A 26865-nucleotide genomic window follows, 5' to 3' on the forward strand; every position below is an offset into this window, starting at 1 on the left:
GCATCGACCCGGCCGCCCGCGCGCGCCGAGCGGATGGTCCGCGCGGCCGACGAGCGATCGCCCTGCCTGCTGAGCTGAGCGAGGAGGTCCGGACATGACCGACGGCAACACGACGGCGCTGAACGCGACGGGCGGCGACCCGCCGGCGTCACGGAACCTGTGGTTCGGTCCGCTGCCGGACGTGGCGCAGGCGTCCGGATACTCCGACGCCCCGCCCCGGATGGGCTTCTTCACCGACACCTCCGTGTGCATCGGCTGCAAGGCCTGCGAGGTGGCGTGCAAGGAGTGGAACGCCGTGCCGGAGGACGGCCTCGAGCTGACCGGCATGTCCTACGACAACACCCAGGGGCTCGGCGCCGACACCTGGCGGCACGTGGCCTTCATCGAGCAGCGCAGGCCGCTGGGCGGCGGTCGGGAACCGGGGGCGGGCGGCGGCGGTTTCGACGCGTTCGAGGCGGCCCGGCAGCTCGGTTCCACGCCCTCCACCGCGCCGGACTCGCCCCCGGCCGGCGCGCCGGCCGACGCGATCTCCCCGGTGTCACCCGACGGGCGGACCGAGCTGCGCTGGCTGATGTCGTCCGACGTGTGCAAGCACTGCACCCACGCGGCCTGCCTCGACGTGTGTCCCACCGGTGCGCTGTTCCGCACCGAGTTCGGGACCGTCGTGGTCCAGCAGGACGTGTGCAACGGCTGCGGCTACTGCGTGCCCGCCTGCCCGTACGGGGTCATCGACCAGCGCAAGGAGGACGGCCGGGTCTGGAAGTGCACCCTGTGCTACGACCGGCTCGGCGTCGGCATGGAGCCGGCCTGCGCCAAGTCGTGCCCCACCGACTCCATCCAGTTCGGCCCGCTGGACGAGCTGCGTGAGCGGGCGGCCGCGCGGGTGGCGCAGCTCCACGCGGCCGGTGTCACCGACGCCCGGCTGTACGGGGAGAGCCCGGACGACGGGGTGGGCGGCGACGGCGCGTTCTTCCTGCTGCTCGACGAGCCCGAGGTGTACGGCCTGCCGCCCGACCCGGTGGTCACCACCCGGGATCTGCCCGCGATGTGGAAGCACGCGGCGACCGCGGCCGTGTCGCTCGCGGCTCTGGGCGTCGCCGCTTTCGTCAGGAGGCCACGGTGAGCGAGTCCGACGTCACCCGTGAGGGTGTGAAGGGGGCGCGGCCCGGCCGGGACGCCCCGGCCGACGGCGCGGCCGGGCACGGGCGGCACCGGCGTCGCCGCGGACGCGGCGAGCAGTCGATGGTCCCGGAGGCCCGGTTCTCCTCCTACTACGGCAAGCCGGTCCTGAAGAGGCCGACCTGGAAGTCCGTCGACATCGCCGGCTACCTCTTCCTCGGCGGTCTCGCAGGGGGGTCGTCGCTGCTGGCGGCGGGGGCGCAGGCCACGGGGCGGCCGGCGCTGGCCCGGACGGCGAAGCTGGGTGCGGCGGGCGCGATCTCCGCCTCGCTGGTGGCGCTCGTGCACGACCTCGGGCGGCCCGCCCGTTTCGTCAACATGCTGCGCGTCTTCAAGCCGACCTCGCCGATGAGCGTGGGCTCCTGGCTGCTGGCCGGGTACGCGCCGCTGACGGTGGTCGCCGCCGCCACCGATGTCGCCCGGCGCTACCGCCTGCTGGGCGCCGGTGCGACGGCGGGTGCCGCCGTGCTGGGTCCGGCGGTCGCCACCTACACCGCCGTACTGATCTCCGACACGGCGGTGCCGTCGTGGCACGAGGGCTACCGGGAGATGCCCTTCGTGTTCGCCGGTTCCGGCGCCAGTGCGGCCGCCGGGCTGGCGCTGGCCCTCGTGCCGGCGGAGCAGGCGGGGCCCGCGCACCGTATGGCGGTGCTGGCGGCCGGGCTGGAGATGGGCTCCTTCCAGCTGATGAAGCGCCGGATGGGCCTGGCCGCCGAGCCGTTCGAGCAGGGCGATGCCAGGCGTCTGCTGCGGGCGGCGGAGCTGCTCACGGCGGGCGGCACCGCGCTGGCGGCGGTCGCGGGGCGGCGCCGGGGTGGCCGCGCGCCGGCCGTGGCGGCCGGGCTGGCCCTGCTGTCCGGCTCCGCCGCGCTCAGGTTCGGCGTGTTCCACGCGGGGGTGGCCTCGGCGGAGGACCCCAAGTACACGGTCGTACCGCAACGGGAGCGCCTCCGGACCGCCGGCGCGGACTGACGGCATGGACTGACGGCCCGGCACGCGGCGGGCTGTTTCACGCCGTACGGACCGGGTACTTCGGTGCGGCGACCCGACCGGACCGGAAGGAGACCAGGCCCATGCCCAGCCGCAGTCAGGTGCAGCGCCTGCTGGCGGACGGCCTCGACTACGAGGAGGCCGGACACCGGCTGGGGGTGCCCGCCGGTCAGGCCTTCCTGATCGCCACGGGGTTGCCCGCCGACGGCGGCGACACCCTCACCACGGCCGAGCAGCACCGTGCCGGTATGCCCCAGGAGTCCACCCGGCACCTCGCCGACCCGCCCGCCGAGAACACCACCGGCAACGACGGGACGCGACGGTGGCTGCGGCGCAGGGCCGTCACCGACCGCTGGATGCGGCAGGCCGCCGAGCAGTGGAGCGCCCGTCCGAAGGGCGAGCGCGCACCCGGTGACGTGCACGAGCTGACAGCCGTGCTGACCCGTGACCACGACCGTGTCACCGGCCTGCTGAAGCAGTTGAAGGCGCTTCCCGGGGTGACGAAGGGCGGCACCGGGGCCGACCTGGCGCGCCGGGAGTCCGTGGTCGCCCTGATCGCGCAGGCGCTGGAGAGTCACGAACCGGCCGAACAGCGCCATCTGTGGCCGGCCGTGCGTGGGGCGCTCGGCGCCGGTGACCGGCTGGCCGCCCAGGCAGTCGATCAGGAGAACGAGGTCATCGGCACGCTGGCGGCCCTCCGGGGCACCTCCCCGGACAGCGAGGAGTTCGACGAGCTGACCGAACGGCTGGAGAGCCAGGTGCGCCGGCATGTGGCGTTCGAGGATGCCGTCTTCGCCCGGCTGCGGGAGAATCTTCCGCAGGAGGACCGCGAGCGACTGGGAGCCGACGTCGTCGGGACCTGGCAGAGCGCGCCGTCCGTGCCGCACCCGCACGGACGGCAGGACTGACGGCACCGAGCAGCAGCACCGGAAGGGATCCCTCTCATGGGTGTACGCACATGGATCGACTCCTGGCCGGTCTACCGCCAGCTCAAGGGCACCGATCCCCTGGGCCGCGGGGCGGCCGCCAGGAGCGGGCCCAGCGCACGGCTCACTCCGCGGGTCGCCTCCGCCGACCGGGTGGTGAAGTCGATCTGCCCGTACTGCGCCGTCGGCTGCGGCCAGAACGTCTACGTCGAGGACGAGCGGGTCACCCAGATCGAGGGCGACCCGGACTCCCCCATCTCCCGCGGCAGGCTCTGCCCCAAGGGCGCGGCCAGCCTTCAGCTCACCACCGGCAGCGCCCGTGAGCACTACGTGCTCCACCGGCGCCCGCACGGCACCCGGTGGGAACGGCTCGACCTCGACACGGCGATGGACATGATCGCCGACCGGGTGATCGAGGCCCGTCGCACCGGCTGGGAGTGGGAGGTCGACGACACCCGCACCCGGCGCACGATGGGCATCGCCAGCCTGGGCGGGGCGACGCTGGACAACGAAGAAAACTATCTGATCAAGAAACTCTTCACGGCGCTGGGCGCGATCCAGATCGAGAACCAGGCCCGTATTTGACACTCCTCCACCGTTCCCAGTCTGGGAACCTCGTTCGGCCGCGGCGGCGCGACCACCTTCCAGCAGGACCTGCAGAACTCGGACTGCATCGTCATCCAGGGCTCCAACATGGCCGAGTGCCATCCGGTCGGGTTCCAGTGGGTGATGGAGGCGAAGGCCCGGGGCGCGAAGCTGATCCACGTCGACCCGCGGTTCACCCGCACCAGCGCGCTGGCCGACGTGCACGTGCCGCTGCGCGCCGGCTCGGACATCGCCTTCCTCGGCGGGATCATCAACTACGTCCTGAGCAACGACAAGTACTTCCGTGACTACGTCGTGGCCTACACCAACGGGCCCGTGCTGCTGAGCGAGGACTTCCAGGACACCGAGGACCTCGACGGCGTCTTCTCCGGCCTCGACCCCGAGACCGGCAGCTACGACAACAGCACGTGGCAGTACCGGGGCAGCGAGGTGCAGGCGGCCTCCGGATCGCGCGACCAGGAGTACGAGAAGCGCTCCGGCGGCGCAGGGTCGCTGACCGAGGCCGCGCGCGGCGAGGCCCACGGGTCGGGCGGCGCGGCCATCGGCGTGGGCGAACCCGAGCGGGACGAGTCGATGACCGATCCGCGGTGCGTGTTCCAGGTGCTCAGGCGGCACTACGCCCGCTACACGCCCGACATGGTGGAAAGGATCTGCGGGGTGCCGCAGGACCTGTTCCGGCAGGTGTGCGAACTGGTCACGGAGAACTCCGGGCGGGACCGGACGACGGCGTTCGCGTACGCGGTGGGGTGGACCCAGCACACCGTGGGCGTGCAGTACATCCGCGCCGCCGCCGTGCTGCAGACCCTGCTCGGCAACATCGGCCGGCCGGGCGGCGGCATCATGGCCCTGCGCGGACACGCGTCGATCCAGGGGTCGACGGACATCCCCACCCTGTTCAACCTGCTGCCCGGGTACATCCCCATGCCGCACGCGCACAAGAACGAGGACCTGGACGCCTTCGTGAACGCCGAGGCGGCGCGCAACGGCTACTGGGGCAACATGCGCTCCTACCTGGTGAGCCTGCTCAAGGCGTACTGGGGTGAGGCGGCGACGCCCGACAACGACTTCTGCTTCGACTACCTGCCACGGCTCACGGGCTCCCACTCGACCTACGAGACGGTGATGGCCCAGGTGGACGGCGTCTGCAAGGGCTACTTCCTGCTGGGCGAGAACCCCGCGGTGGGCTCCGCCAACGCCAAGACGCAGCGGCTGGGCATGGCCAACCTGGACTGGCTGGTGGTTCGCGACTTCTCCCTCATCGAGTCGGCCACCTGGTGGAAGGACGGCCCGGAGATCGAGAGCGGGGAGATGCGCACGGAGGACATCCGCACCGAGGTGTTCTTCCTGCCGGCCGCCGCGCACACCGAGAAGGACGGCAGTTTCACCAACACCCAGCGGCTGCTGCAGTGGCACCACCAGGCCGTCGAACCGCCCGGCGAGGCGCGCAGCGACCTGTGGTTCACCTTCCACCTCGGCCGGATCATCCGGCGCAAGCTCGCCGGTTCGGCCGACCCGATGGACCGGCCGGTGCTCGACCTGACCTGGGACTACCCCACGAAGGGCGAGACCGCCGAGCCCGAGGCGGAGGCGGTGCTCGCCGAGATCAACGGGTTCGACGCCGAGGGCCGGCCGCTCGCGTCCTACGAGCAGCTGACCCCGGACGGTTCCACCGCGTGCGGCTGCTGGATCTACTGCGGTGTGTACGCCGACGGCGTCAACCAGGCCGCTCGCCGCAAGCCGGGCAAGGAGCAGAACTGGGTCGCCAACCAGTGGGGCTGGGCGTGGCCCGCCAACCGCCGGATCCTGTACAACCGGGCCTCGGCCGACCCCGACGGCAAGCCGTGGAGCGAGCGCAAGGCGCTGGTGTGGTGGGACGAGGACGAGGCCCAGTGGACCGGCCACGACATCGCCGACTTCGCCAAGGAGAAGTCGCCGCACCACCGGCCGCCGCCGGACGCGACCGGCCCCCAGGCCCTGTCGGGCATCGACCCCTTCGTGATGCAGGCCGACGGCAAGGCCTGGCTGTACGTGCCGTCCGGGCTCACGGACGGGCCGCTGCCGGCGCACTACGAGCCGCAGGAGTCCCCGTTCCCGAACCTCCTGTACGGGCAGCAGCGCAATCCGGCACGGTACGTGACGCAGTCGCGCCCGGACAACCGTTACGAGCCCAGTGCCGGCGAGCCGGGTTCGGAGGTGTTCCCGTTCGTGGCCACCACCTACCGGCTCACCGAGCACCACACGGCGGGCGGCATGTCGCGCTGGCTGCCGTACCTGGCGGAGCTGCAACCGGAGTTCTTCTGCGAGGTGTCGCCGGAGCTGGCCGCCGAGCGCGGTCTGGAGCGCACCGGCTGGGCGACGATCGTCAGTGCCCGGGCCGTTATCGAGGCACGGGTGCTGGTCACCGACCGGGTACCGCCGCTCACGGTGCACGGCCGCACCCTGCACCAGGTGGGTCTGCCCTACCACTGGGGCCCGAACGGCTACAGCACCGGCGACGCGGCCAACGAACTGCTGCACCTCTCCCTCGACCCCAACTCGCACATCCAGGAGGCCAAGGCGTTCGGCGTCGACATCCGCCCGGGCCGCCGCCCGAGGGGACCGGCCGCGGTGGAACTGGTCCGCTCCTACCAGGCGCGGGCGGGCATCGACGAGCACACCGGAACCCGGCCCTGACCGGCGGATCGTGCGGGGCTCACCTCAGGACGACGGAGTGGGCCCCGCGCGGGACGAGTTCACCGATCACCGGATGGCCGGGGATCTCGCCTGCGATCAGGAGACCGCCGGAGGTCTGGGCGTCTGCCAGCAGGAGGCGGGTGTCGGCGTCGGCGCCGCCGAAGTCCGTGAACGGCTCCACCCAGGCCAGATTGCGCCGTGTGCCGCCGCTGACGTAGCCGTCGCGTACGGCCTCGCGGGCGCCGTCCAGGTAGGGCACGGCAGCGGTGTCGATCACCGCCGTCACGTCCGAGGCGCGGGCGAGTTTGTGCAGATGGCCCAGGAGGCCGAAGCCCGTCACATCGGTGGCGCAGGAGGCCCCGGCGGCCAGGGCGGCGGCGCAGGCTTCCCGGTTGAGGGCCACCATGGTGGCCACGGCCTGCTCGAACCGCTCGCCGGTGGCCTTGTGGCGGTTGTTCAGTACGCCGAGGCCGAGCGGTTTGGTCAAGGTCAGGGGAAGACCGGGCCGGCCGGCGTCGTTGCGCAGCAGCCGGGCGGGATCGGCCAGGCCGGTGACGGCCATGCCGTACTTGGGTTCGGGGTCGTCGACGCTGTGCCCGCCGCCCACGTGGCAGCCGGCCTCGGCGGCGACCTCAAGGCCGCCGCGCAGCACCTCGCGGGCCAGCTCGAAGGGCAGCACGTCCCGCGGCCAGGCCAGCAGGTTGACCGCGAGGACGGGGCGGCCGCCCATCGCGTACACGTCCGACAGGGCGTTGGCCGCGGCGATGCGTCCCCAGTCGTAGGGGTCGTCGACGACGGGGGTGAAGAAGTCGGCGGTGGACACCACCGCCTGCGGGGCGCCGCCCCCCGCAGGCAGCGCCACGACGGCCGCGTCGTCCCCGGTGGCCAGTCCGACGAGCAGCGGGGTGTCCCCGGTGTCCGGCAGCACCGTGGCCAGGCCACCGAGCACGTCCTCCAGCTCACCCGGCGGAATCTTGCAGGCACAGCCGCCACCATGGGCGAACTGGGTGAGCCGTACGGGAATTTCATGGGTGGCGGTCACGCTGGGCTCCTGTCTCCTGTCTCGATGGTCCGGCGCCCTCCCGGTCCCTGTGGACCGGTCGGTGCGCCCGCGCCGTCCCCGCCGGCCTTCCGGTAGCCTGGCCGCCGGTGGAGGCGTGTGGGTGCCTGGTGGCCCTCCCGGTCTTCAAAACCGAGGTGTCCGAGGATCTCGGACAGGCGGGTTCGATTCCCGTCCGCCTCCGCTCTGCTCCGTGGCCGCTCGGCAGCGTCTGTGCTGGGCGTCGACTCGTTCCGTGTGGCCGTGGGTGTCGAGGTACTCCAGCAGGGGAACGGCGACTCTGCGCGTGGTGTCGAGGGCCTTGCGGGCCTCGCTGAGGGTGAAGGGCTGGGGCAGGCGGCAAAGTGCCGCGGTGGCCTCGGCGTCCGCTCCGGGGAGCAGAACGATTCCCTCGCCCACCCGCAGCAGGGCGCCGGCGGAGACCGCCGCGGCCAGGGCCTTGCGGTCGAGGCCCAGTGCGGTGAGGCGATCGGCCTCGGGGGCGCGGAACGGGGCCTTCTCCAGTTCGCGCCGAACCGCGTCGACGGCGGCGCGCACCGGTGGCGGCAGGGTGGGTCCGGCGCTGTCGGGCCGGTACAGGCGTCCGTCGCGGCGCAGCAGGCGCGGCTCGCCCGGTGTCGCGGCGAGGGCGTCCACCAGCGCCCGGTCGGGCAGGTCCAGCAGGCGCCGGGCCGCTTCGGCCGGCAGCCCCGGTTCCATGGGACGCAGGCGTGCGTGCTCCTCGACCGCGGCGGCCAGCCGCTCGCGCAGCCGGGCCCAGTGGGCCTCGTCGGCCAGCCAGTCCCCGGTGACCGGTTCGGCGGGCGGGGGGATGCCCATGGCCAGTAGGTTGGAGCGGCGGACCAGTCCGCGGCGCCGCAGCTCCGCCGCCCCGTCGGGGCGGCCCGTCAGGGTGGACAGTACGGCGGCCCTGGCCCTCCCGGCGCCCCGCCTGGTCAGGTCCGGCGGGCACACGTCGAGCACGGTCACCCCGCAGGGGCTGTGCCCGCCGCCGGGTTCGCGCAGGACGGCCCGGTCCCCGACGCGCAGGGGCAGCGGGGGGCGCAGGGTCAGCCGGGCAGTGTCCTCGCCGAGGGGGCGGACGTTCACCGCGACGGCCGCCGTGCCGATGTGCAGGGCGATGTTCCGGGGCAGGTCGCCGACCGGCTCGCCGGTGACACGGACGTCGATCCGGTCGGTGAACAGCCAGCGGTCCGGCGCCAACAGCACCTTCCCCCGCCGCAGTTGTCCGGCGAGCGGGCCGTGCACGTTGACCGCGACCCGCGCCACCCCGCTGACGGCCCTCCGGTCCTGTTGCAGGCACTGGAGCCCGCGCACCCTCAGCGGTTGCGCGACGGCCCCGCTCACCAGCCGGTCTCCGACGCGCAGGGTGCCCGCGCCGAGCGTGCCGGTCACGACGGTGCCGTGGCCGCGCACGGTGAAGGCGCGGTCGAGCCACAGCCGTACGTCGGCGTCGGCGGGCGGTACGGGCAGTGCGCGGGTTAGCAGGGCCAGTTCGGCGCGCAGTTCGTCCAGTCCGGCACCGGTCACCGCGCTCACCGCGACGGACGGCACGGTCCCGAGCGAGGTCCGGGCCAGCCGCTTGACGGCCTCGGCGCGCACCGGCTCGGGGTCGGCCAGGTCGCTGCGGGTCACGGCGAGCACGGCGTGCCGTACACCGAGGGCGTCGAGGATCGCGAGGTGCTCCTCGGACTGCGGCTGCCAGCCCTGGTCGGCGGCGACCACGAACAGCACGGCGGGCACCGGTCCCACTCCGGCCAGCATGGTCGCCACGAACCGCTCGTGGCCCGGTACGTCCACGAAGGCGAGGCGTTCACCCCCGGCGTCCGGCGGCGTCCACACGAAGCCGAGGTCGAGGGTGAGTCCCCGGCGCCGCTCCTCCTCGTAGCGGTCGGGTTCCATCCCGGTCAGGGCCCGCACCAGGGCGGACTTGCCGTGGTCGACATGCCCGGCGGTGGCCAGCACTCGCATGGCGTCGTACCTACCTTTCCGCCGCCGACCGCACGGCCCCGGTGAGGCGTTCGTCGTCTGCGGGCGGCACCGCGCGCAGGTCCAGCAGGCACCGTCCGGCCTCCAGGCGCCCCACCACGGGGACCTCCCCGGTGCGCAGGACGGCGGCGTACGACTCCGGCAGGGACAGCGCCGCGCTGGGCAGCGTCACGCCCGGCGCCCCGCCGCCGCCGACGGTGGCGGTCCCGGCGACGGCCCGGACGTCCTCGACCCCGGCGGCGCCCAGCTCGGCGGCGAGGTGTTCGGCCCGCCGCATGAGTGCGGCCTCGTCGGCGGTCAGGAACTCCGCCGTCGGGGTCCGCGGGCCCGTCAGGGTCGCCTCCAGCGCGGCCAGGGTGAGCTTGTCCACCCGCAGGGCGCGGGCCAGGGGGTGCCGGGTGAGGACGCGCAGGAGTTCCGCGTCGCCGAGGAGCAGCCCGCACTGGGGGCCGCCGAGCAGTTTGTCGCCGCTTGCCGTCACCAGTGCCGCGCCGGACCGCAACTGGGTCTCCGCGTCGGGCTCCTCGGGCAGCAGCGGATGGGGGGCGAGCAGTCCGGAGCCGATGTCGGCCACCACCGGCACGCCCAGTGCCGACAGATCGCGGATCCCGGCGGCCCGGGTGAAGCCCGTGATACGGAAGTTGGAGGGGTGGACCTTGAGGACGAACGCCGTGTCGGGGCCGATCGCGTCGGCGTAGTCCCGGACGGTCGTACGGTTCGTGGTGCCGACCTCGCGGAGCCGGGCCCCGGTGGAGACCAGGAGGTCCGGCAGCCGGAAGCCGTCCCCGATCTCGACCATCTCGCCTCGGCTGACGACGATCTCCCGGCCCGCGGCGAGCGCGGTGGCGGCGAGGACGAGCGCGGCGGCGCCGTTGTTGACGACGTGGGCCGCGGCGGCGGAGGGCACCCGGCCGCGCAGCGCGTCCAGGGCGGTGCGGCCCCGGCGGGCCCGGACGCCGGTGCGGAGGTCGAGTTCGACGTCCGTGGGTCCGGCGGCGTCCTGGACCGCCTGCCGGGCCGCCGCGGACAGCGACGCACGGCCGAGGTTGGTGTGCAGCAGGACGCCGGTCGCGTTGATCACCGGGCGCAGCCCGCCGGCCGACCGCGGCAGCAGCGCCACGGCGGTGTCCGCCACCTGTTCGGGGTCGATGGCGCCCTGGCGCGCCCGCTCCTGTGCCTGCCGGACCGCGGCCTTCACCGGGCCCTCTCCGAGCCGCGCCGCCGCGTCCGCCAGGCGCGCGTCCCGCAGGACGGCGTCCGTACGGGGAATCCGCCGCCGGGCATCGCCCACGGCACGGCCGTGACCGGTCGAGCCGTGACCGGTCGGGGCGGCGCCGCGGGCGTCCGTACCGGTCTCCTGGCCCGTTCGCTGTCCCGTGACCTGCTGCTCCACCTGGCCTCTCCGTCCGCAGACCGACCTTGCGGGTGTCAATGTCCGCCCATGGTCCCCCAGTGCCCGCGGTCGTCCGCATGACACGCCGTACGCCAGGTCGGCCTTCCGCACGTGCGCCGCCCGGCCGCGCCTCCGGGCGGCCGTTCGGGTACCCGGCCGCGACCGGACGAGGCCTCCGCCTCACTCGCCTGCCCGTCTTGTGACCTCCCGAGACGCCGACTGGCGAGACCCCGGTGGCCGGGGCCCCGTCATGGGGCGCCACACCGCGGCATGTCGAGGGGTGGCCCGGAGCGTGGCGGTCAGCCGCCCGTGTGGTCGGTGCGCAGCCGTACCTGCTCCTCCAGGCGGCGCAGGCTGCTGTCGAGGGCGTCGCGGGCGGCCCGCTCGCCCGGATCGTGGCGGTCGTCGAAGAACGACAGATGGACGGTCACCTCGCTGGCCCCGCTGCCGATGCCGGCGACCTGGAGCCAGCCCGCGTAGCCGCCCTGCTCCCGGGTGCCCCACTCGATCCGCATCTGGTCGCGTTCGGCGCGCAGCTGGGCGGCGGTGTCCCGGTCCGTCTGGTCCTCGTGCACCGTGACGGCGGGGGGCTGCTCCGCGTGCACGTGCAGTTCACCGGGCAGCCAGGCGTCGAACCGGCCGATGTCGGCGGCCTGGTCGAAGACGTGCTCGGGCAGAGCCGGCATCGTGCGTGAACGTTCGTACTCGGCCATGACGGCACCGTTCCTCCGCTCGGGGGTCGTATCACGGACGCGTGCCCCTTCTGCCGCGGCCGAAAAGCCCCCGCCGAGGAAACGGAAGCGGAACGTCAGGGCGGGGCGGGCCACAGCGCGCGCAGGACCGCCCAGGTGACGGAGACGAACGGGACGGCCACCACGGCGCCGACCACGCCCGCGACGATGCCGCCCGCGATGACGGAGACGCCGACGACGAGCGGGTGCAGGCGCACCGCCCAGCTCATGACCACCGGGTGCAGCACATGTCCTTCGAGCTGGCCGATGACGACGATGAGGGCGAGCACGGCCAGCGCGATGAGGGGGCCACGTGCCGCGAGGGCGACCACCGTGGCCACGGCCAGCGCGACCGGTGAGCCCACGAGCGGCACGAACGTGGCGAAGAACACCAGCAGCGACAGTGGCAGCGCGAGCGGTACGCGCAGCACCGACAGGGCGATTCCGACGAGGACGGCGTTGGTGGCCGCCACGATGATGATGCCGCGTGTGTACCCGGCGAACGTCCGCCAGGCGGCGTACCCGGCCCGGTCCCACATCGGCCGGGCCCGGCCGGGCAGGAGCTGGTCGCGTGCCCACCGCCAGAGCTTCTCGCCGGAGTGGATGAAGAAGACGGAGGAGAAGACCGCGAGGGCGGCGCCGGTGACCAGTTCGACGAGCCTGCCGAAGCCGCTGAGCGCGCGGCTGAGGAGCCCGGCGCGGTGGGCGGACAGGTAGGCCAGGACCTGCTTCTGCAGGTCGGTCAGTTTGCCCCGGCTGAGCCGGAACGGCGGGCGCTGGAGCCACTCCTCGATCCGGTGGATGCCGCCGCCGAACTCGCCCGCGAGCTTCGCCGACTCCCCCGCCACCGCGTTGCCGACGAACGCCAGCAGGGCGGACAGGCACAGGATGCTGCCCACCAGGGCGACGGCGACGCAGAGTGCCCGGGGCAGGAAGCGGTTCAGCAGGTCGGTGAGGGGGCGCAGGATCGTGGTGATGACCAGGCCGAGGAACAGGGCCACGGCGATGAGCTGGAAGCGGCCGAGGACGGTGAAGACACCGTAGACGACGATGCCGACGAGGATGAGGCGCCAGGCGTAGGCGGCGGCGACCCGCAGCCAGGGAACGGTGCCCTCGGCCTTCCGGGCCGCCGGGGCGGTCCGGGCGTGCGGCGGGAGGCGTACGGAGTGCGCCGGGCGGCTGCCGGGCGTCCGTCCGGCCGGCCGGTGCCCGCGGCCCGGCCCGCCCGCCGGAGCGCCCGCAGCAGCCACCGCGCCTCCCCTTCGTCCCGGGCCCTCTTGAACCTCTTGAGCCTCCTGAGCCCTCTTGAGCACCGTAAGGTCCGGCCGGGCGGGGGCCGGGGTGCAGTTCGGCCGGGTGGGCGGTCTTCGGGGGCATCAGAGGGAACGGGTGCCGTACGGCGCACGGTGCCGCGCGGGTGGGCCGGAGCGGTCCGGCCTGTCAGGGCGTCGTCTCCGCCAGCAGTTCGGGGCCGTTGTTGCGCACGTTGTTGACGGCTGGGGAGACGGGCCTGGCGCCGAGCCTGCCGCCCGCCGGGGGACTCAGCAGCGCCCGCAGTTCGCCGGCGTTGCGATGGCGGGGGTCGAGCCAGGCGTCGTAGTGGTCCGGGGTGAGGGCCAGCGGCATCCGGGGGTGGACGCGGCCGGCCTCGTCGGTGGCCTCGGTGGTGATGACGGTGCACGTGGTCAGCCAGGCGGCAGGGTCGTCGTCCCGCGCCACGTGCGGGTCGCGCCAGTACGCGTACAGGCCGGCGAGCGCCATCAGCTCGCCGTCCTCGGGACTGATGTAGTACGGCTGCTTGCGGGTCCTGCCGGTGTCCGGGGACTTGATCTGCTGCCATTCGTAGAAGCCGTCGGCCGGCAGCAGGCAGCGGTGCCTGACGAAGGCGCGGCGGAAGGCCGGCTTCTCGTGCACGGTCTCCACTCGGGCGTTGATCATCCGGGCGCCGGCCCTCACGTTCTTCGCCCAGGACGGGACCAGCCCCCAGCGCAGCGGCCGCAGCTCCCTTCGGACGGCGGCCGGGGTGCCGTCCCCGCGCGGGGCCCGTTCGAGAACGGCCCACACCTCGTCGGTCGGGGCGACGTTCCAGTTCGGCGCGAGCGCCTCCTCGGGGCGCCACTCGGTGACCCGGAAGTGCCGGACCAGGTCCTGCGGACCTCGGGTGGAGACGTAGCGACCGCACATGGGGCCAGGGTGCCACGGTGGCACCGCGGGGAGCGGGAGCGCCTCACGCCCGCCGGTGGGGTCAGCCCTCCGGGGCCGGCAGGGTCACCTCGAAGCGGCAGCCGCCCGGGATGTTGCGTACGGCGGCCCGGCCCTGGTGCGCCTCGACGATGCAGCGGACGATGGCCAGGCCCAGGCCGGCTCCCGCGGGCGGTGTGCGGGAGTGGGTGCCGCGCCAGCCGGTGTCGAAGACGCGCGCGAGGTCCGCCTCGGGGATGCCGCCGCAGCTGTCCTCGACGGACAGCACGACACCGCCGGGCGCGCGTTCGGCGGCGACCGCGACCGTGCCGTCGGCGGGGGTGCGGCGGATCGCGTTGACCAGCAGATTGCCCAGCACGCGGTTCATCTCCTCCGCGTCCACCTCGACCGGCACCGGCTCGACGTGGCCGGCCACGAGACGGACGCCGAGTCCCTTCGCCAGCGGATCCGCCCCGGCGAGCGCGTCGCCGACCAGGTCGTACACGGAGATCCGGGAGCGGGTGAGGGCGAGGGAGCCGGCGTGGATGCGGGACAGCTCGAACAGGTCGCCCACCATGGCGTCGAGGTGCTCCACCTCGGCGCGGATCTGCCGCAGGTAGCGGTCCGGGTCGGCGGCCACCCCGTCCTCCAGCGCCTCGGACATGGCACGCAGTCCGGCGAGCGGGGTGCGCAGGTCGTGGGAGATCCAGGCGACGAGTTCCCGGCGGGAGGACTCCAGGGCACGCTCCCGCTCCCGGGACTCGGCGAGCCGGGCACCGGTGGCCGCCAACTCGCTGCTCAGATAATCCAGTTCGGCGGTCGCCGGGCCGTGGGGCGCGGCGAAGCCGCCACCCTCGCCGAGCGTGCGGGCCGCTCGGGCGAGCTCGCGGCTGCGGGCCACGACCCAGCGGCCCAGGAGCAGCGCGGTGGCCAGGGACACCACCGCCGCCATCGCCACGACGGTGGTGACGACGGACAGGTCGTGCGCGGACAGGAACATCGCCTGGGCCACGGCCAGGGTGCCGGCCAGCATCGCGCCCACCGCCACGGCGGCGACCACGGCGAGGGAGGCCGTCAGCGAGCGCCGCCGGATCAGCCGCAGCGCGCCCGCCCCGGCCAGTCCGGCCACGGCGGCGCCGAGGAAGGCGTACAGGGCGATGAACAGGGGCTCGCGCACCGTCAACTCCCCTCGTGTCCGGTGGGGTCGAAGCGGTAGCCCACGCCCCACACGGTCTGGATGAGGCGGGGCCGGGCCGGGTCGTCCTCGATCTTGCCGCGCAGCCGCCGGACGTGGACGGTGACCGTGGACAGGTCGCCGAAGTCCCAACCCCACACCTCCCGCATCAGGTCCTCGCGGCTGAACACCCTGCCGGGGTGGCGCAGGAAGAAGGCGAGCAGGTCGAACTCTCGCAGGGTGAGCGCGAGTTCGGTGCCGTTCCTGGTGGCGCGGCGCCCTGCCGGGTCCATGGCGAGTCCGGCGGCGGCGAGCGGCGGCGGCACGGTCGCGGGCCGGGTGCGCCTCAGCACCGACTCCACCCGCAGGACGAGTTCGCGGGGGCTGAACGGCTTGGTGACGTAGTCGTCGGCACCGACCTCGAGGCCCAGGATGCGGTCCTCCTCGTCGCCGCGGGCCGTGAGCATGATGACCGGCACCGGGCCCCGCCCGCGTATCCGGCGGCACACCTCCAGGCCGTCCATGCCGGGCAGCATCAGGTCGAGTACGACCAGGTCCGGCCAGTGGGCGGCGGCGCGGGCGAGCGCGGTCGGCCCGTCCCCCGCACGGTCGACGACGTGGCCCGCGCGGTCCAGGTAGCCGGAGACGATCTCGGCGACCGTGGCGTCGTCCTCGACGACCAGCACCCGCGCCGCCCCGGCCGGCGTCGGCCCGCCGGACCCGGCGTCCCTGGATTCGTACGACTCCTGCATGCCTCCAGCCTGGCACCGCGCCTGCGCCCGCGCCGCCCACCAGGGGGCCCTCCCCGGCCTCCGGCGTCCGGAAGTGAGGCAGCTCACGGGAAGGTCACGAATACGTATCGGACATTCCACACTTCAATCTTCACACCGGGTACACACGTTCGCTAAGTTGACGAGCAGGCCGCACGATTGCCTCCGGCGAGTCGCGTCGGATCGTGCGACCTCCGCCGAGTCCGGTACGCCCCCGCAGCGACCGGAGCCGGGGAACCGACCAACCTCGGGGTGAAGCGGTCCAACTGTCCCTCGGGACAAGGGCCGCGGGGCACGCCTTCCGCAGAACGTCCGCCCGATGCCGAGAGCAGAACCGGTAGGCGGCCCATGGGAGGGGTGCGTCCTTCTTGACGCCGGAACGACCGAGCGACGACAGGCCGAGCCGCGCCGAGGTCCAGCAGCGGATCAGCAGCCTCTACGACCAGGCGGAGAACGCCACGGGGAACTTCAACGCCACGCGCGCGATGAGCAACAGCGCTCGTACGCGGCGGGGTTCGGCTGCCTGGGGCGGTTCCGGGGGCTCCGATCCGGCGGTGGACCGGATGGCCCGGAAGTGGTTCGACGTGGGGCGTGCCCAGTTGGGTCCGACCAGGCCGGCGGTCCTGCCGCCGGACCGTATGCCGAAACCGGCCGGCTCCCCTGCCGCGGCGCCGGGCAGGCGTCCGGCGGATGTCCGCGAGGGACTGGCGCTCGACGCGGGCAGGGCACCCCGGCCGGAGCTGCCCGCCGGCCCGGCGGCCTCGGCCCCCGAACTGCCGGCCGCGGCACGGGCCACCCCGGAGCTGCCCGCCGCCTTGCCCGTGGCGGAACTGACCGCCCGCCCCATGCAACCGCCACCGCCCACCGGCACCACGACACCGACGCCCACCACCGGAACCATGGGTGCGCTTCCCGACGGGGCCATGCAGCCGCCCACCGGCCCCATGGGCGCGCTTCCCGACGGCACGCAGCTGGGCACCGGCACCTTGGGCGCGCTCACCAACCGCTCCATGCAGCCGCCCGCCACCGGCAGCCTGGGCCCGCTCCCGAACGCAACCACCGGCGCACCCCCCGCAGCAACCATGGAAGCCGCGACGACCGGCACCATGGCAGTACTCCCCAACCGCACCATGCAGCCGCCCACCGGCACCATGGGCGCGCTCCCCGACGGCACCATGCAGCCGACCACAGGCACCATGAGTGCACTCACCGACCGCTCCATGCAACCGCCCGCCACCGGCAGCCTGGGCCCGCTCCCGAACGCAACCACCGGCGCGCCCCCCGCAGCAACCATGGAAGCCGCGACGACCGGCACCATGGCAGTACTCCCCAACCGCACCATGCAGCCGCCCCCGACCGGCAGCCTGGGGGTGCTCCCGAGCGCAACCGGCGGCGCGCCCGCCACAGGAACCATGGGGGTGCTCCCCAACGGGGCCATGGAGCCGCCCACCGGCGCCATGGGGGCACTGTCCGACCGCGCCATGCAGCCACCGCCCACCGGCAGCCTGGGCCCGCTGCCGAACGGAACCATCGGCGCACCCCCCGCAGGGACCATCGAAGCGCCGAGCACCGGCACCCTGGGGGTGCTCCCCGACCGCGCCATGCAGCCGCCGCCCACTGGAGCCATGCAGGCTCCTGTGGCCGGCACCATGCAGGCGGCGCCCTTTGCCGGCGGCCTGGACGCGCTCTCCGGTGGGGCCGTGGAGGCTGCCGCCGGGAGCCCGGGTGCTGCGGCCCCGCCCACCGGCCCCGTCGCGCCGTTTGCGGGCGGGGCCGGGCCGGGGCGTCGTTGGCAAGGCGCCGCGGTGCAGCGGCCCGCCAAGGAGCGGATGCGGAGCAAGCTCGCCCAGGCCGGCGAGATGCTGGCCCGGCACGCCGTGCCCGGGGAGCCCGTGCCTCAGCCGGAGGCGGCGCAGTGGCAGCAGCATGCCACGGGACTCTTCGACACGACCCCGCCACTGGACGGCAACTCGCTCTTCGACGCCAGCCAGGCGGGGGTCCCGTCCGCTCCGGGCTCCCCGGGAGCGGCGGGTGAGGCCGGAGCCGCCCCCGGCTCCGCGGTAGCCGAGAGCCCGGCCTCGGCCTACGGGCGGAAGGCCGCCAAGGCACTGGCCTTCGCCCGCGCGCAGATCGGCAAGCCGTGCGTGTGGGGAGCCACCGGTCCGGGCTCCTACGACTGCTCGAGCCTCGCCCAGGCCGCCTGGCGGGCCGCGGACGTGGCCCTGCCCCGCACCACCCACGAACAGGTCGGCTCCGGCGCGGCGATCGAGCTCGCCGCACTGGAGCCGGGGGATCTGATCTTCTTCTACGGCGAGGTCAGCCACGTGGGCCTGTACGCGGGCAACGGCACCATGATCCACGCCCCGAGTCCGGGTGCGTCGATACGCGAGGAGTCGATCTTCTTCGCGGGCCCGCAGGCCATCCACAGCGCGATACGGCCGGCCTGAGCCGTCACGGGCGGGGGCCCGGGTGACCGCCACGGCGTCACCCGGGCCCCCCGCCCGCCGTTCACACGTCCTTGCGGCCCACCCCGGCGTACACCCAGAACTGGGACGGGTCCTCCGGGACCTCTTCCTCCCGGTCGGGGCGCCACAGCGGAACATGGACCAGCCCCGGCTCCGCCAGGTCGAAGCCGTCGAAGAGGGACTCGATCTCGTCGTGGGAGCGTGCCGTGACCGGCGAGGTGGCCCGGTCCCGGTACAGCTGCCCGACCGCCGCCGCCGTGTCCGGACGGTCCTCGTCCGTGGCGTGGGTCAGGGCCAGCCAGCTGCCCGCGGGCAGTGCGTCCCGGAAGGCGGCCACGATCCCGCCGGGGTCCTCCTGCGGGGTGACGAAGTGCAGGATCGTGATCATCAGTACGGCGACGGGCTCGTTGAAGTCGATGAGCTTGCTCACCTGCGGCGCGGAGAGTATCCCCGCGGGATCGCGGATGTCGGCGGCCACGATCGCCGCGTCCGGGTTGTCGGCGAGCAGCGCCTCGCTGTGCGCGACCGCGACCGGGTCGTTGTCGACGTACGCCACCCTGGCACCGGGACTGGCGGCCTGGGCGACCTCGTGCACATTGCCCTGGGTGGGGATCCCGGAGCCGAGGTCGATGAACTGGCGTACCCCGGCGTCCACCAGGAACCGTACGGCGCGGCCCAGGAAGGCGCGGTTGGCGCGGGCCAGGGTGCGCACCTGGGGATCGATCGCCGTGAAGGCGGCCACCGCCTCCCGGTCTATGGCGAAGTTGTGCTCGCCGCCCAGCATGGCGTCGTACATCCGGGCCACGCTGGCCTTGCCCGGATCGACACCCCGGGGCAGCCCCTCTCCGTCCCGCATCCGCCAACTCCCCTACTATTAAACGACATTGACTGTGCATCATATAGTTGCCAGTGGCATACCACGCCGTACCGCCCGACCGGTCCGACCGGCCCGTCCGTCCCCGCCCCACCGGACCTCCGGCCCACCGGCCCCACCCGGAAGGCACACGATCCTGCGGAACACAGAACGCGGCCACCCCGAAGACCCACCCCCCACAGCGCCGCTCCGCCGCCGTTCGTACTTCTCCCCCGCGGCCGACGCCATCGGCTCGGAGCTGGACCTGCACCTGACCGGCCGTCATGTCGTGCACGCGCTCGCGCCGGGTTTCTGCGACGCGGCCTCGGTGTACCTGCTCCAGCGCTGGTTGCTGGAGGAGAACGCGCGCACGGCGGCCGACCCGCCGCAGATCGAGGCGCGCCGGCTCGCCCTGCGCATAGGGTCGGACAGCTCGGAGGACTGGGAGCATCTGCTGCCGGTCGGGGAGGTGCTGGTCTTCCCGCGCCACACGCCGTACGCGCGTGCCGTGGCGACCGGGCAGACCCAGTTGCTCGACGGCGTCGACCGGCACACCTTCGAGCGGCTGCGCGGCACCGACCCGGACGACGCGGGCGTGGACGCTCTGCTGCACAGCGCCGGGTTCCTCATCGTCCCGCTGCGGCTGCGCGGCGCGGCGGTCGGTTTCATCGCCTGCACACGCGGTCCCGGCAAGGAGCCCTTCACGCGCGGCGAGGCGGTGGCGGTGGAGTCGCTCGGCGCCCGGGCCTGTGTCGCCCTCGACAACGCCCGCCGCTACGAACGCGAGCGCCGCACGGCGCTGGCCATCCGCCGCAGTCTCCTCCCGGAGACCGGACAGACCTTCGAGAGCTGCCGGGTCGCGCACGGCTACCGGCCGGCCGGGCAGGACAACGTCATCGGCGGCGACTGGTACGACGTGCTGCCCCGGGGGGACGGGCGGCTGGCCATGATCGTGGGCGACGCCATGGGACACGGACCGGAGTCCGCCGTGGCCATGATCCAGCTGCGGACCGCCGTCCGTGCCCTCGCGGCGCTCGACATCCCGCCGGCCGAGCTCATGGACCGGCTGGACGCCGTCGCCGGCACCACGCCCGGGGCCTCCTTCGCCACCTGCATCTACGCTGAGTGGGACGCGGAACTGCACACCTGCACGTTCGTCGGCGCCGGCCATCCACCGCCCCTGATCCGCGGCCCCGGCCGCCCGGCGGCGCCGGTGGCGCTCGCCTCCGCCGGTCTCCCCCTGGGGCTGGCCACGGGCCCCTACGAGCCGACCGTGCTGCACCTGTCCGAGCCGACCCTGCTGCTGCTCTACAGCGACGGCCTGGTGGAGTCCCGTACCCATGACATCGACCAGGGCATCGCGCGCCTCGCCCACGCCCTGGACGCCGGGGCCGACGACGTGACGGACGCCGGGCACCCGGACGCGCTGCCGTCGCTGTGCCGGCGGCTGCTGGCCGACGCCGCTCACGACGGCGCCGACGACGTGACGGACGACCGGACGCTGCTGCTCGCCGAGCTGACCCCCGGGAAGAACTGACGGAGGCCCGGGAGGGCGCCCTGGGCTGCTTGTCGCATGAGCGGAGGCGGCCGTTCGAGCGATGTCCTCACCTGATGTGGTGAGGGAGTGCGGCATGAGGCGTACGCGGGCGGTGTGAGCGCCGTTTGCTCCGGCATGGAGAGCACTTCTGGGGCCGTGCCGCGCTCGCTCGGCCACCTCCCCGCGGAACGGCCCTACGCGGAACTGACCGGCGGGCCTTCGGACCCGGCACCGGCCCACTCGCCGCCCCACGCCTCGGCGCCACCGCGCGTCAGCGGGCGGCGCGCGCCCGAACCGTCCCCGGTCCAGTGGGCGTCCTTCGCGGACGCCGGTTCGCCGGCCCCGGCCGTCGCGTCCGCTGGGCGGGAGCCCGGTTCGCCGTTGCTGCGGCCCTGGGGCGTCGGCTCCGGGGAGAGGCCGCCGGAAGCGGCGGCGCGGGTGGTTCCCGCGGTTCCGGCCGTGCCCGTGCCGCGTGGGCTGCCGGGTCCGTGAGCCCGGACGGAGAGGGGGCCGGGCCGTTCCCCGGGGCCCGGCCCGGACCGCGCGGGGCACCGCTTGCTCACGGCTCGGTGACGGCGGGATCACGATGGTGGGCGTGGGCGTTGCCCGGTCCCGCGGGTGTCGTTGAGCGCGGCATGGAAGCGTGGGAGGACGGCGAATGCCCCTGGTGCCGCTCGTTGCTCGGCTCCGGCCGGGCCCTGACCGGTCCGGACGCCGGGCTCCGCATCGGCCGCCTCTGGCACCGGACCGACGACTGGCCCGCATGGTGGGAACGCGCACGACCGATCATGCTGCCGCTGGCGGCCCTCACCGTGGCGGCCGCCCTCATGATGGCCCTGTCCTGACCCCCGCCCGCGGAGTCGGGCGGGGTGTCGGTCGACCGGCCCGGCTCAGGTCTTGCTCAGAAAGGACTTGAATGGCTGGTGGATCGCTCGACGTGCTGACATGATCTCGACAGCTGCCGGCCGGACGGCACACGCAAGGTCATCATCCACATGCCGCATCATGTCGGCCGGCTGCCTCGGAGAGCTGATATGTCCTGCCGAACCCGTACGGCGGTGAGCATCGCCTGCGCCACGGTACTTCTATCCGTCTCCGCGTGCAGCGCGGACCCCGCGCACACGGCGCTGCCCCCGCAGCCCCAGGACTCGACGACGCCGGTCCCGGCAACGGACGGCACCGTGCCCGGCACCACGCGGCCCTCCCCGCTGAAGCCGCCGGAGCCGGAACCCGGCGCGTCACTCGCGGGCCGCCAGAAGGTGACCGCGGGGAACGCCGTCGTTCCGTACGACAAGGGCAGGAAAGGTGACGCCCTCACCGTCGCGGTGAGCTGCCAGGGCAAGGGAAGGATCACGGTGGCGGTGCGGCCCGTGCACGTCTCGTTCCCCCTGGAGTGCGATGCCGGCCAGGTCAGCACCGTCTCCAACGAGTTCGCCGTGTCCGGGGTGGAGCGCGGTGGAGTCGTGACGATCGAGGCGCCCCAGGCCGTGCGCTGGTCGTTGACCGTGGGCCGTGGCGCACCGACGGAAGCGGATGCGCGGGGTGACGACTGAACCTCTCCCGTCACGCCGGGGCTTCTTCAGGTGCGGAAGCCGATGTGGACGTGGTCGTGGTGGGTGGCGTCGCTGAAGAACTGGTTCGGGGTGCGGCCACCGGAGAGCAGTACGGGACCGCCGACGTTGTAGGAGCCGGCGGCCGCCGCGTCGCGCATGAAGCGTTCGACGAGGGAGCGGGGGGTGGCCGGGTCCACGACCGCGTGGCCGTCGATCTGCCAGACGTCGAAGGCGCGCCCGCGCGGGTGGTCGCTGGGCCGGCTGGTGCCGAAGACGTCCAGTGGATGCCCCGAACGGACCACACTGACGTACATCCGGTAGGTGTCCGCCAGACGCAGCATCGCGGTGGGCACGCTGTCGTGGATCCGGCCGCTCCTCAGGTCGGCCTCCGCCGCGGGCGGCAGCACGATCCGGGAGTCGGCCGACGTACGCCGCACCCCGGCCGGCGGCGAGGCCTCCGGCGGGCCCGGCCGGGCCGGGTGCAGCGCGGTGACCGTCCATCCGGTCCTGGACCGCGCGAGCCGTACGTCGACCGTCGTGCCGCCCGGACGGACGGCGCCGCCGTGCCGCGTCCACTGCCGGCACACCACCAGCACGCTCGCCGAGTCGGCGAGGATCCCGCCGTACTGGGCGTTCACCACCTGCAGGACGGCCTCGTCGGCAAACGGCAGCAGCGCACCCGCCTGCGCCGCGAGACCCGTCGGCAGGCCCTGGGCGGCAACCCTGGCACGGGCCGCGGACGCGCCGCCCCTGCCGCTGGGCCAGTCGCCGATCGCCGCGACCAGATCCACGGCCCGACGCTTCACCTCCGGATGGACCTCGGCCGGACCGGGGCGCCAGAGGGTGGTGTGCGGGAGGACCGCCCCGGTGTGCGTGGGGGACGGTGACGTGGAGGGGGCCGGCTTCGGCTCCGGGGCGGCGCCCGTGCGGCCCGCCGGGCCGAGCAGCGCGCCCGCCATGCCCAGCAGTACGGCCCTGCGCCCCACCGGGCGCGCCGCGCCTTCCCGCCCATCGGTCATGCCCTCCAGTGTCCGCCCGCACCGCACAACGGCCCAAGCGGCGGCGTCAGCCCCTGCCCCGCCCCCGCCGGGCGGGGCTCAGCGGGCGCCCGGCGCGGTGCGCGCCGGCCCTCTCCCGTCCGCGCCGGGCGACGGCCGGTGAAGGCGGCCGGCAGCGGGCCCCTCAGAGGCCGGGGCGCAGGCGGGCTGCGACTGCGGTGACGTCGTCGTCCGTCCGGGCGGCGTCCGGGGCCGGGACGCACAGGAATTCGCCGAGGATGCCGTCCAGGAGTTCGCCGGCTCCCGCGCCCGGCCCCGGGCGCAGGCCGGAGAGCCGGGCGAGCGAGGTGTCGATGTCCTCGCCGCGCCGCGCGATCAGTCCGTAGGTGAACACGACCAGCGTGTCGTCGGGCGCGAGGGGCAGCCTCGTCGCCTCGTGGGCGGCGAGCCCGCTGCCGGGGCCGGTGCCGATCGGGGGACCCACCCGCAGCGGGACCGGCCCGGCTGTGCCGTCGGCGTGGAAGACGACCGGCGGCAGGTGTCCCGCGCTCGCCAGCTGGGCCGTGCCGTCCGCCGGGTCCAGCAGGGCCAGCAGGCAGGCCGCCGGGCGGCGACCGCTCTCCGCGGACATCATGGCGTCCAGCCGGCGCAGGATGCCGTGCGGCGCCAGGTCGGTGGAGGCGACGCACCGCAGCGTGGAGCGGTAGGCGTTCATGTCGACCGCCGCGTCCAGGCCGTGGCCCATGACCTCACCGACGACCAGCAGGACGCGGCCGGAGTGCAGGTGCAGGGTCTCGCACCAGTCGCCCCCGACGCGCCCGCCCGTGCCGCAGGGCACGTGACGCACCGCCAGCTCCACCTCGGGGTGCGTACGCTCCGGGTCGGCCGGCAGCACCTTCCGCAGGTCCCACACCCGCGGGCCGGCCTCGCGCTGCTCCTCCGAGTGCCGCATGTGCGCGGCGGCCAGCCGCGCCGCGTAATGGACGGCCGCGGTCTCGTCGTCGGCGAAAGGCCGGTCGGCCCGCAGGGCGAGGGCGACGCCGTAGACCCGGTCCCAGGCGAGCAGCGGCACCGACAGGGTCACCAGGGCCGCGCCGCCGTGGCTGGACGAGGCCGTGATCGGGTGGCCCGCGTCAAGGGCGCGGACGGACACCCGGTCGCGCGGGGCCTTCTCCAGGCTGTCGAGCAGGTCGCGCCGCCCGGCCACGGCGGCGGAGTGCAGGGACTCGCCCGTCTCACGGCGGCCCTCCTGCGGGCCGTAGAGATCGACGGTCGCCGAGTCGCACAGCTCCTCGACCAGGAAGGCGGCGAGTTCGGCCGCCGTCCTGCGGTCGTCGAGGGTCGTACCGATCGCGGCGACCGCCCGCCGGGCCAGTGCGAAGCGGTCCGTCGCGGCGCTCCCGGGGCCCGACACCAACTCGCCTTCCACCACGACCCCTTTCTGCCGTTCTGCCGGATTCATCCCAGCACTGCGGGCGGGCGTCGGAGGGTAGCGACCCGCGGGCCGGGTCCGCCGGCGAGGATTCTTCACCGGGCGAGCACCGGCGTGCGCGGCAGGGCTGGGACGAGAGGGGGCGGGCTTCTGGACACCCCCTCACCCCCGGCTTCACGAAGCCCTAACATCATGGCCGACAACACCCTGACCAGGGCCGGATGTTCACGAGAAGTGAGGGCAGTGTGGCAGAGACCGAGGGACCGGCGGTGCCCGAGCGCCTGCTGATCACCCGTACCACGGCCGACGACGGCAGCTGTGTCGTGGCCCTCGCCGGAGAGGTCGACCTCGACAGCAGCGCACATCTGCGCGACGCGCTGCTGTCCTGTCCCGGGTCCGCGCCCGGCACGGTGGTCGACCTCGGCGACGTGACCTTCATGGACTCCAGCGGAATCAACGCCCTCATCACCGCCCACCAGGCCGCGCAGGCGGGCGGCACCCGACTGCGTCTGGCCGCACCGCAGGAGGCGGTGCTGCGGGTGCTCCAACTCGTCGGCGTGGACACGCTCATACCCTGCTACCCCACCCTGGAGGCGGCCCTGGCCTCCCGCTGACCCGGAGGGCCGGTCACTCCGGCGGGCCGTACAACTGCCGTGCGTCGGGGCGGGGGGCCGGCCGGTGCCGCGCCGCCGGGCCCTCGGCGAAGGCGCGCAGCAGGTTCTCCGTGGTGCGGGTGACGAAGGCCCGGGTGCGGGCGTCCATGCCGTGGTCGCGGCCGCCCTCGGGGGTGCCGGCCATCAGTGCCTCCACCCAGCGCATGGTGCCGGTGGCGAAGAGGCCCGCCCCGCTCGGCACCGTGCAGTACGCCGAGTCGCTGTGGCTGCGGTTGCCGGCGCACACCAGTGGCGAGTGCGCGGTGATCTCCAGCGGTGCGGGGACGGGCGAGCCGGGGGTGACCCTGTCGTACTCCACTCCGACCAGGTGGTCGAAGCTCTCGCCGGGGTGTGCTCCCGTTCCCTCGTACAGCCAGTGGTCCGCCGCGCGCACGACGTACGGGGCGTCCACCGGATAGCCCTCGTAGAGGACCCCGGTGAGGGACGACTCGGGGTCGGCGTCCGGGGCCTGCCGGAAGTCGGTGGTGACCTGGGCGGGACGGGACGGGTAGCAGGGGTCGTCCCGGTAGGAGGACTTGTAGCAGACGACGGTGCGCCCGGCCCCCGCGCCGTTCCCCTCCAGGCGGATCCGGCGGAAGCAGGTGTTGGCGCCGAGGAAGGCCACGTTGGAGCCCGCGTCGCGGGCCTCGGCGACGTGCCGGCGCTGCTCGGGCGTCCAGTATTCGTCGTGGCCCAGGCAGACGAGCGCGGTGGCGCCGCGCAGCACGCCGGGGTCGTGGTGCAGGTCGGTGCCGGTGGTGTACGCCAGAGGTATGCCGAGGCGTTCGGCGAGGACCACGGCCGCCCACTCGTACACCAGGAACTTCTCGGCGCCGTCGGCGTCGTAGGGCCGGTCGAAGCTGACGGCGAGGGAGCGGGTCGCGTACGCGCCAAAGGCGCCGTCGTACAGGCTGGAGCCGCCCCACCTGTTGTACGCCTGCCAGGTCGCCGGGGCGTGCAGGAGTACGGTGCGGCCGGCGCCGTGCGTGGAGCGCACGATCAGCGGGACGTACCGCTGATGGCCGTTGTCGGCGTCGAGGCGCAGCAGGTAGGCGCCTTCGGGCCAGCCCTCGGTGCTGAAGGCCAGGGTGCGGGGCCAGTCGGCACGTACGGTGCGGGTCGCCGGCAGCGTCCGGGCGGCGGGCTGCGCGCGTCCGCGCACGGGGCGGGAGCACCAGACGAGGCGGGCGTGGCTGCCGCCGTACCAGCCGACGCGGAAGGCCGAGACGCGGAAGGACGACGCCGTGGTCGACACGTGCAGGCCGCACTCCTGGCCCGGCGTGACGCTGATGCGGTCGGTGTATCCGGCCACCGCGTCGGGCGGGCCCGTGGAGCCGATCCGCCAGTCCCGGGTGCCCGGGCGGTCCCGGTCGGCCTCCGGGCGGCGGCTGTCGGTGCCGGCGGACGGCCGGTTCGCGGACGTGTGGTCGCAGGCGACGGCCGCCGCGCCCAGTCCGGCCCCGGCGCACAGACAGAGGAAACGCCTGCGGGCGGGGCCGTGCGCAAAGCCCCTCCCCGCGTGCCCCGTGTGTCCCGCGTGCTCCTGTGCGTGGTGCGGCCTCACATCGCCTCCCTGGGGCTGAACGAGCCCTCCCCGCGGATTCGGCGTGCCTTCGAAACGAAGGTAGCGGCCGCGGCGGGGGTCCGCACGGGCGCGACGACTACCGGATGCGGACCTCTGGGTGCACCTTCGGCACAGGCG

General features: G+C 74.3%; 21 protein-coding genes, 1 tRNA gene and 2 pseudogenes. 11 read left to right on the forward strand and 13 right to left on the reverse strand.

Translation table 11 applies throughout. From position 1 onward, the window contains the following. Positions 1 to 94: 94 nt before the first annotated feature. From ACIOWN_RS15695 to fdh, 4 genes are all read left to right on the forward strand, one after another. Positions 95 to 1123, forward strand: coding sequence for a 4Fe-4S dicluster domain-containing protein (locus tag ACIOWN_RS15695; RefSeq protein WP_362356238.1), 1029 nt, complete (start codon positions 95 to 97; stop codon positions 1121 to 1123). Then, a complete protein-coding gene (gene nrfD, locus ACIOWN_RS15700; RefSeq protein ID WP_362356240.1) occupies positions 1120 to 2151 on the forward strand; it encodes an NrfD/PsrC family molybdoenzyme membrane anchor subunit in 1032 nt (343 codons plus the stop codon). The genes ACIOWN_RS15695 and nrfD overlap by 4 nt, the downstream gene beginning before the upstream one ends. A 101-nt stretch (positions 2152 to 2252) precedes the next feature. Beyond that, positions 2253 to 3077: a hemerythrin domain-containing protein gene (locus ACIOWN_RS15705; RefSeq protein WP_362356242.1), complete on the forward strand. Its 825-nt coding sequence runs from the start codon at positions 2253 to 2255 to the stop codon at positions 3075 to 3077. Between the two features lie 36 nt (positions 3078 to 3113). Beyond that, entirely contained in the window at positions 3114 to 6374 is a 3261-nt protein-coding gene (gene fdh, locus ACIOWN_RS15710) for a formate dehydrogenase (protein WP_362356244.1), read from the forward strand. A gap of 19 nt (positions 6375 to 6393) precedes the next feature. On the opposite strand, the gene selD is transcribed toward fdh, so the two are convergent. Continuing rightward, entirely contained in the window at positions 6394 to 7416 is a 1023-nt protein-coding gene (selD, locus tag ACIOWN_RS15715; RefSeq protein ID WP_362356246.1) for a selenide, water dikinase SelD, read from the reverse strand. Between the two features lie 109 nt (positions 7417 to 7525). Between selD and ACIOWN_RS15720 the strand changes: the two genes are divergently transcribed. Continuing rightward, positions 7526 to 7618: transfer RNA gene (locus tag ACIOWN_RS15720), tRNA-Sec, on the forward strand. 83 nt (positions 7619 to 7701) lie between these two features. On the opposite strand, the pseudogene ACIOWN_RS15725 reads toward ACIOWN_RS15720, so the two are convergent. Next, a pseudogene (locus tag ACIOWN_RS15725) lies at positions 7702 to 8253 on the reverse strand (selenocysteine-specific translation elongation factor); the annotation flags it as partial. A 162-nt stretch (positions 8254 to 8415) separates the two neighbouring features. Between ACIOWN_RS15725 and ACIOWN_RS15730 the strand changes: the two are divergent. Continuing rightward, the gene (locus tag ACIOWN_RS15730) at positions 8416 to 8919 is read left to right on the forward strand and encodes a hypothetical protein (RefSeq protein ID WP_362356248.1); all 504 of its coding nucleotides are present in this window, start codon (positions 8416 to 8418) and stop codon (positions 8917 to 8919) included. A gap of 66 nt (positions 8920 to 8985) precedes the next feature. On the opposite strand, the pseudogene ACIOWN_RS15735 reads toward ACIOWN_RS15730, so the two are convergent. From ACIOWN_RS15735 to ACIOWN_RS15765, 7 genes and pseudogenes are all read right to left on the reverse strand, one after another. Beyond that, a pseudogene (locus ACIOWN_RS15735) lies at positions 8986 to 9405 on the reverse strand (GTP-binding protein); the annotation flags it as partial. A 10-nt stretch (positions 9406 to 9415) separates the two neighbouring features. Continuing rightward, complete coding sequence (gene selA / locus ACIOWN_RS15740; protein WP_401982481.1) at positions 9416 to 10816, reverse strand: L-seryl-tRNA(Sec) selenium transferase; 1401 nt, start codon at positions 10814 to 10816, stop codon at positions 9416 to 9418. Positions 10817 to 11115: 299 nt separating this feature from the next. Further along, entirely contained in the window at positions 11116 to 11529 is a 414-nt protein-coding gene (locus tag ACIOWN_RS15745; protein WP_362356250.1) for an SRPBCC family protein, read from the reverse strand. A gap of 95 nt (positions 11530 to 11624) precedes the next feature. Next, positions 11625 to 12797, reverse strand: coding sequence for an AI-2E family transporter (locus tag ACIOWN_RS15750; RefSeq protein ID WP_362356252.1), 1173 nt, complete (start codon positions 12795 to 12797; stop codon positions 11625 to 11627). Positions 12798 to 12987: 190 nt separating this feature from the next. Then, positions 12988 to 13731: an SOS response-associated peptidase gene (locus ACIOWN_RS15755; RefSeq protein WP_362356254.1), complete on the reverse strand. Its 744-nt coding sequence runs from the start codon at positions 13729 to 13731 to the stop codon at positions 12988 to 12990. A 61-nt stretch (positions 13732 to 13792) separates the two neighbouring features. Continuing rightward, positions 13793 to 14905, reverse strand: a complete 1113-nt coding sequence (locus tag ACIOWN_RS15760; RefSeq protein ID WP_362356256.1) for a HAMP domain-containing sensor histidine kinase — start codon at positions 14903 to 14905, stop codon at positions 13793 to 13795. Between the two features lie 2 nt (positions 14906 to 14907). After that, a complete protein-coding gene (locus ACIOWN_RS15765) occupies positions 14908 to 15654 on the reverse strand; it encodes a response regulator transcription factor (protein WP_362356258.1) in 747 nt (248 codons plus the stop codon). Between the two features lie 386 nt (positions 15655 to 16040). On the opposite strand from ACIOWN_RS15765, the gene ACIOWN_RS15770 reads away from it, so the two are divergent. Further along, positions 16041 to 18119, forward strand: coding sequence for an NlpC/P60 family protein (locus tag ACIOWN_RS15770; protein ID WP_401982483.1), 2079 nt, complete (start codon positions 16041 to 16043; stop codon positions 18117 to 18119). A gap of 61 nt (positions 18120 to 18180) precedes the next feature. Here ACIOWN_RS15770 and ACIOWN_RS15775 read toward each other — a convergent pair whose 3' ends face one another. Continuing rightward, entirely contained in the window at positions 18181 to 18993 is an 813-nt protein-coding gene (locus ACIOWN_RS15775) for an SAM-dependent methyltransferase (RefSeq protein WP_362356261.1), read from the reverse strand. A gap of 286 nt (positions 18994 to 19279) precedes the next feature. On the opposite strand from ACIOWN_RS15775, the gene ACIOWN_RS15780 reads away from it, so the two are divergent. From ACIOWN_RS15780 to ACIOWN_RS15790, 3 genes are all read left to right on the forward strand, one after another. After that, positions 19280 to 20527: a PP2C family protein-serine/threonine phosphatase gene (locus ACIOWN_RS15780; RefSeq protein WP_401982485.1), complete on the forward strand. Its 1248-nt coding sequence runs from the start codon at positions 19280 to 19282 to the stop codon at positions 20525 to 20527. 635 nt (positions 20528 to 21162) lie between these two features. Next, positions 21163 to 21372: a hypothetical protein gene (locus tag ACIOWN_RS15785; protein ID WP_362356263.1), complete on the forward strand. Its 210-nt coding sequence runs from the start codon at positions 21163 to 21165 to the stop codon at positions 21370 to 21372. Positions 21373 to 21585: 213 nt separating this feature from the next. Beyond that, entirely contained in the window at positions 21586 to 22080 is a 495-nt protein-coding gene (locus ACIOWN_RS15790; RefSeq protein WP_362356265.1) for a hypothetical protein, read from the forward strand. Between the two features lie 26 nt (positions 22081 to 22106). Here the strand turns inward: ACIOWN_RS15790 and ACIOWN_RS15795 are convergent, their stop codons facing one another. Together ACIOWN_RS15795 and ACIOWN_RS15800 are read right to left on the reverse strand one after the other, a co-directional pair. Continuing rightward, entirely contained in the window at positions 22107 to 23099 is a 993-nt protein-coding gene (locus ACIOWN_RS15795; protein ID WP_362356267.1) for a hypothetical protein, read from the reverse strand. A 163-nt stretch (positions 23100 to 23262) separates the two neighbouring features. After that, the gene (locus ACIOWN_RS15800) at positions 23263 to 24540 is read right to left on the reverse strand and encodes a PP2C family protein-serine/threonine phosphatase (RefSeq protein WP_362356269.1); all 1278 of its coding nucleotides are present in this window, start codon (positions 24538 to 24540) and stop codon (positions 23263 to 23265) included. A gap of 215 nt (positions 24541 to 24755) precedes the next feature. Between ACIOWN_RS15800 and ACIOWN_RS15805 the strand changes: the two genes are divergently transcribed. Then, positions 24756 to 25124, forward strand: coding sequence for an STAS domain-containing protein (locus tag ACIOWN_RS15805; protein WP_362356271.1), 369 nt, complete (start codon positions 24756 to 24758; stop codon positions 25122 to 25124). Positions 25125 to 25137: 13 nt separating this feature from the next. On the opposite strand, the gene ACIOWN_RS15810 is transcribed toward ACIOWN_RS15805, so the two are convergent. Next, positions 25138 to 26727: a N,N-dimethylformamidase beta subunit family domain-containing protein gene (locus tag ACIOWN_RS15810; protein ID WP_362356273.1), complete on the reverse strand. Its 1590-nt coding sequence runs from the start codon at positions 26725 to 26727 to the stop codon at positions 25138 to 25140. Between the last annotated feature and the right edge of the window lie 138 nt (positions 26728 to 26865).

Origin of the sequence: Streptomyces sp. NPDC087787 (assembly GCF_044743035.1) — a bacterium.
GTDB lineage: Bacteria > Actinomycetota > Actinomycetes > Streptomycetales > Streptomycetaceae > Streptomyces.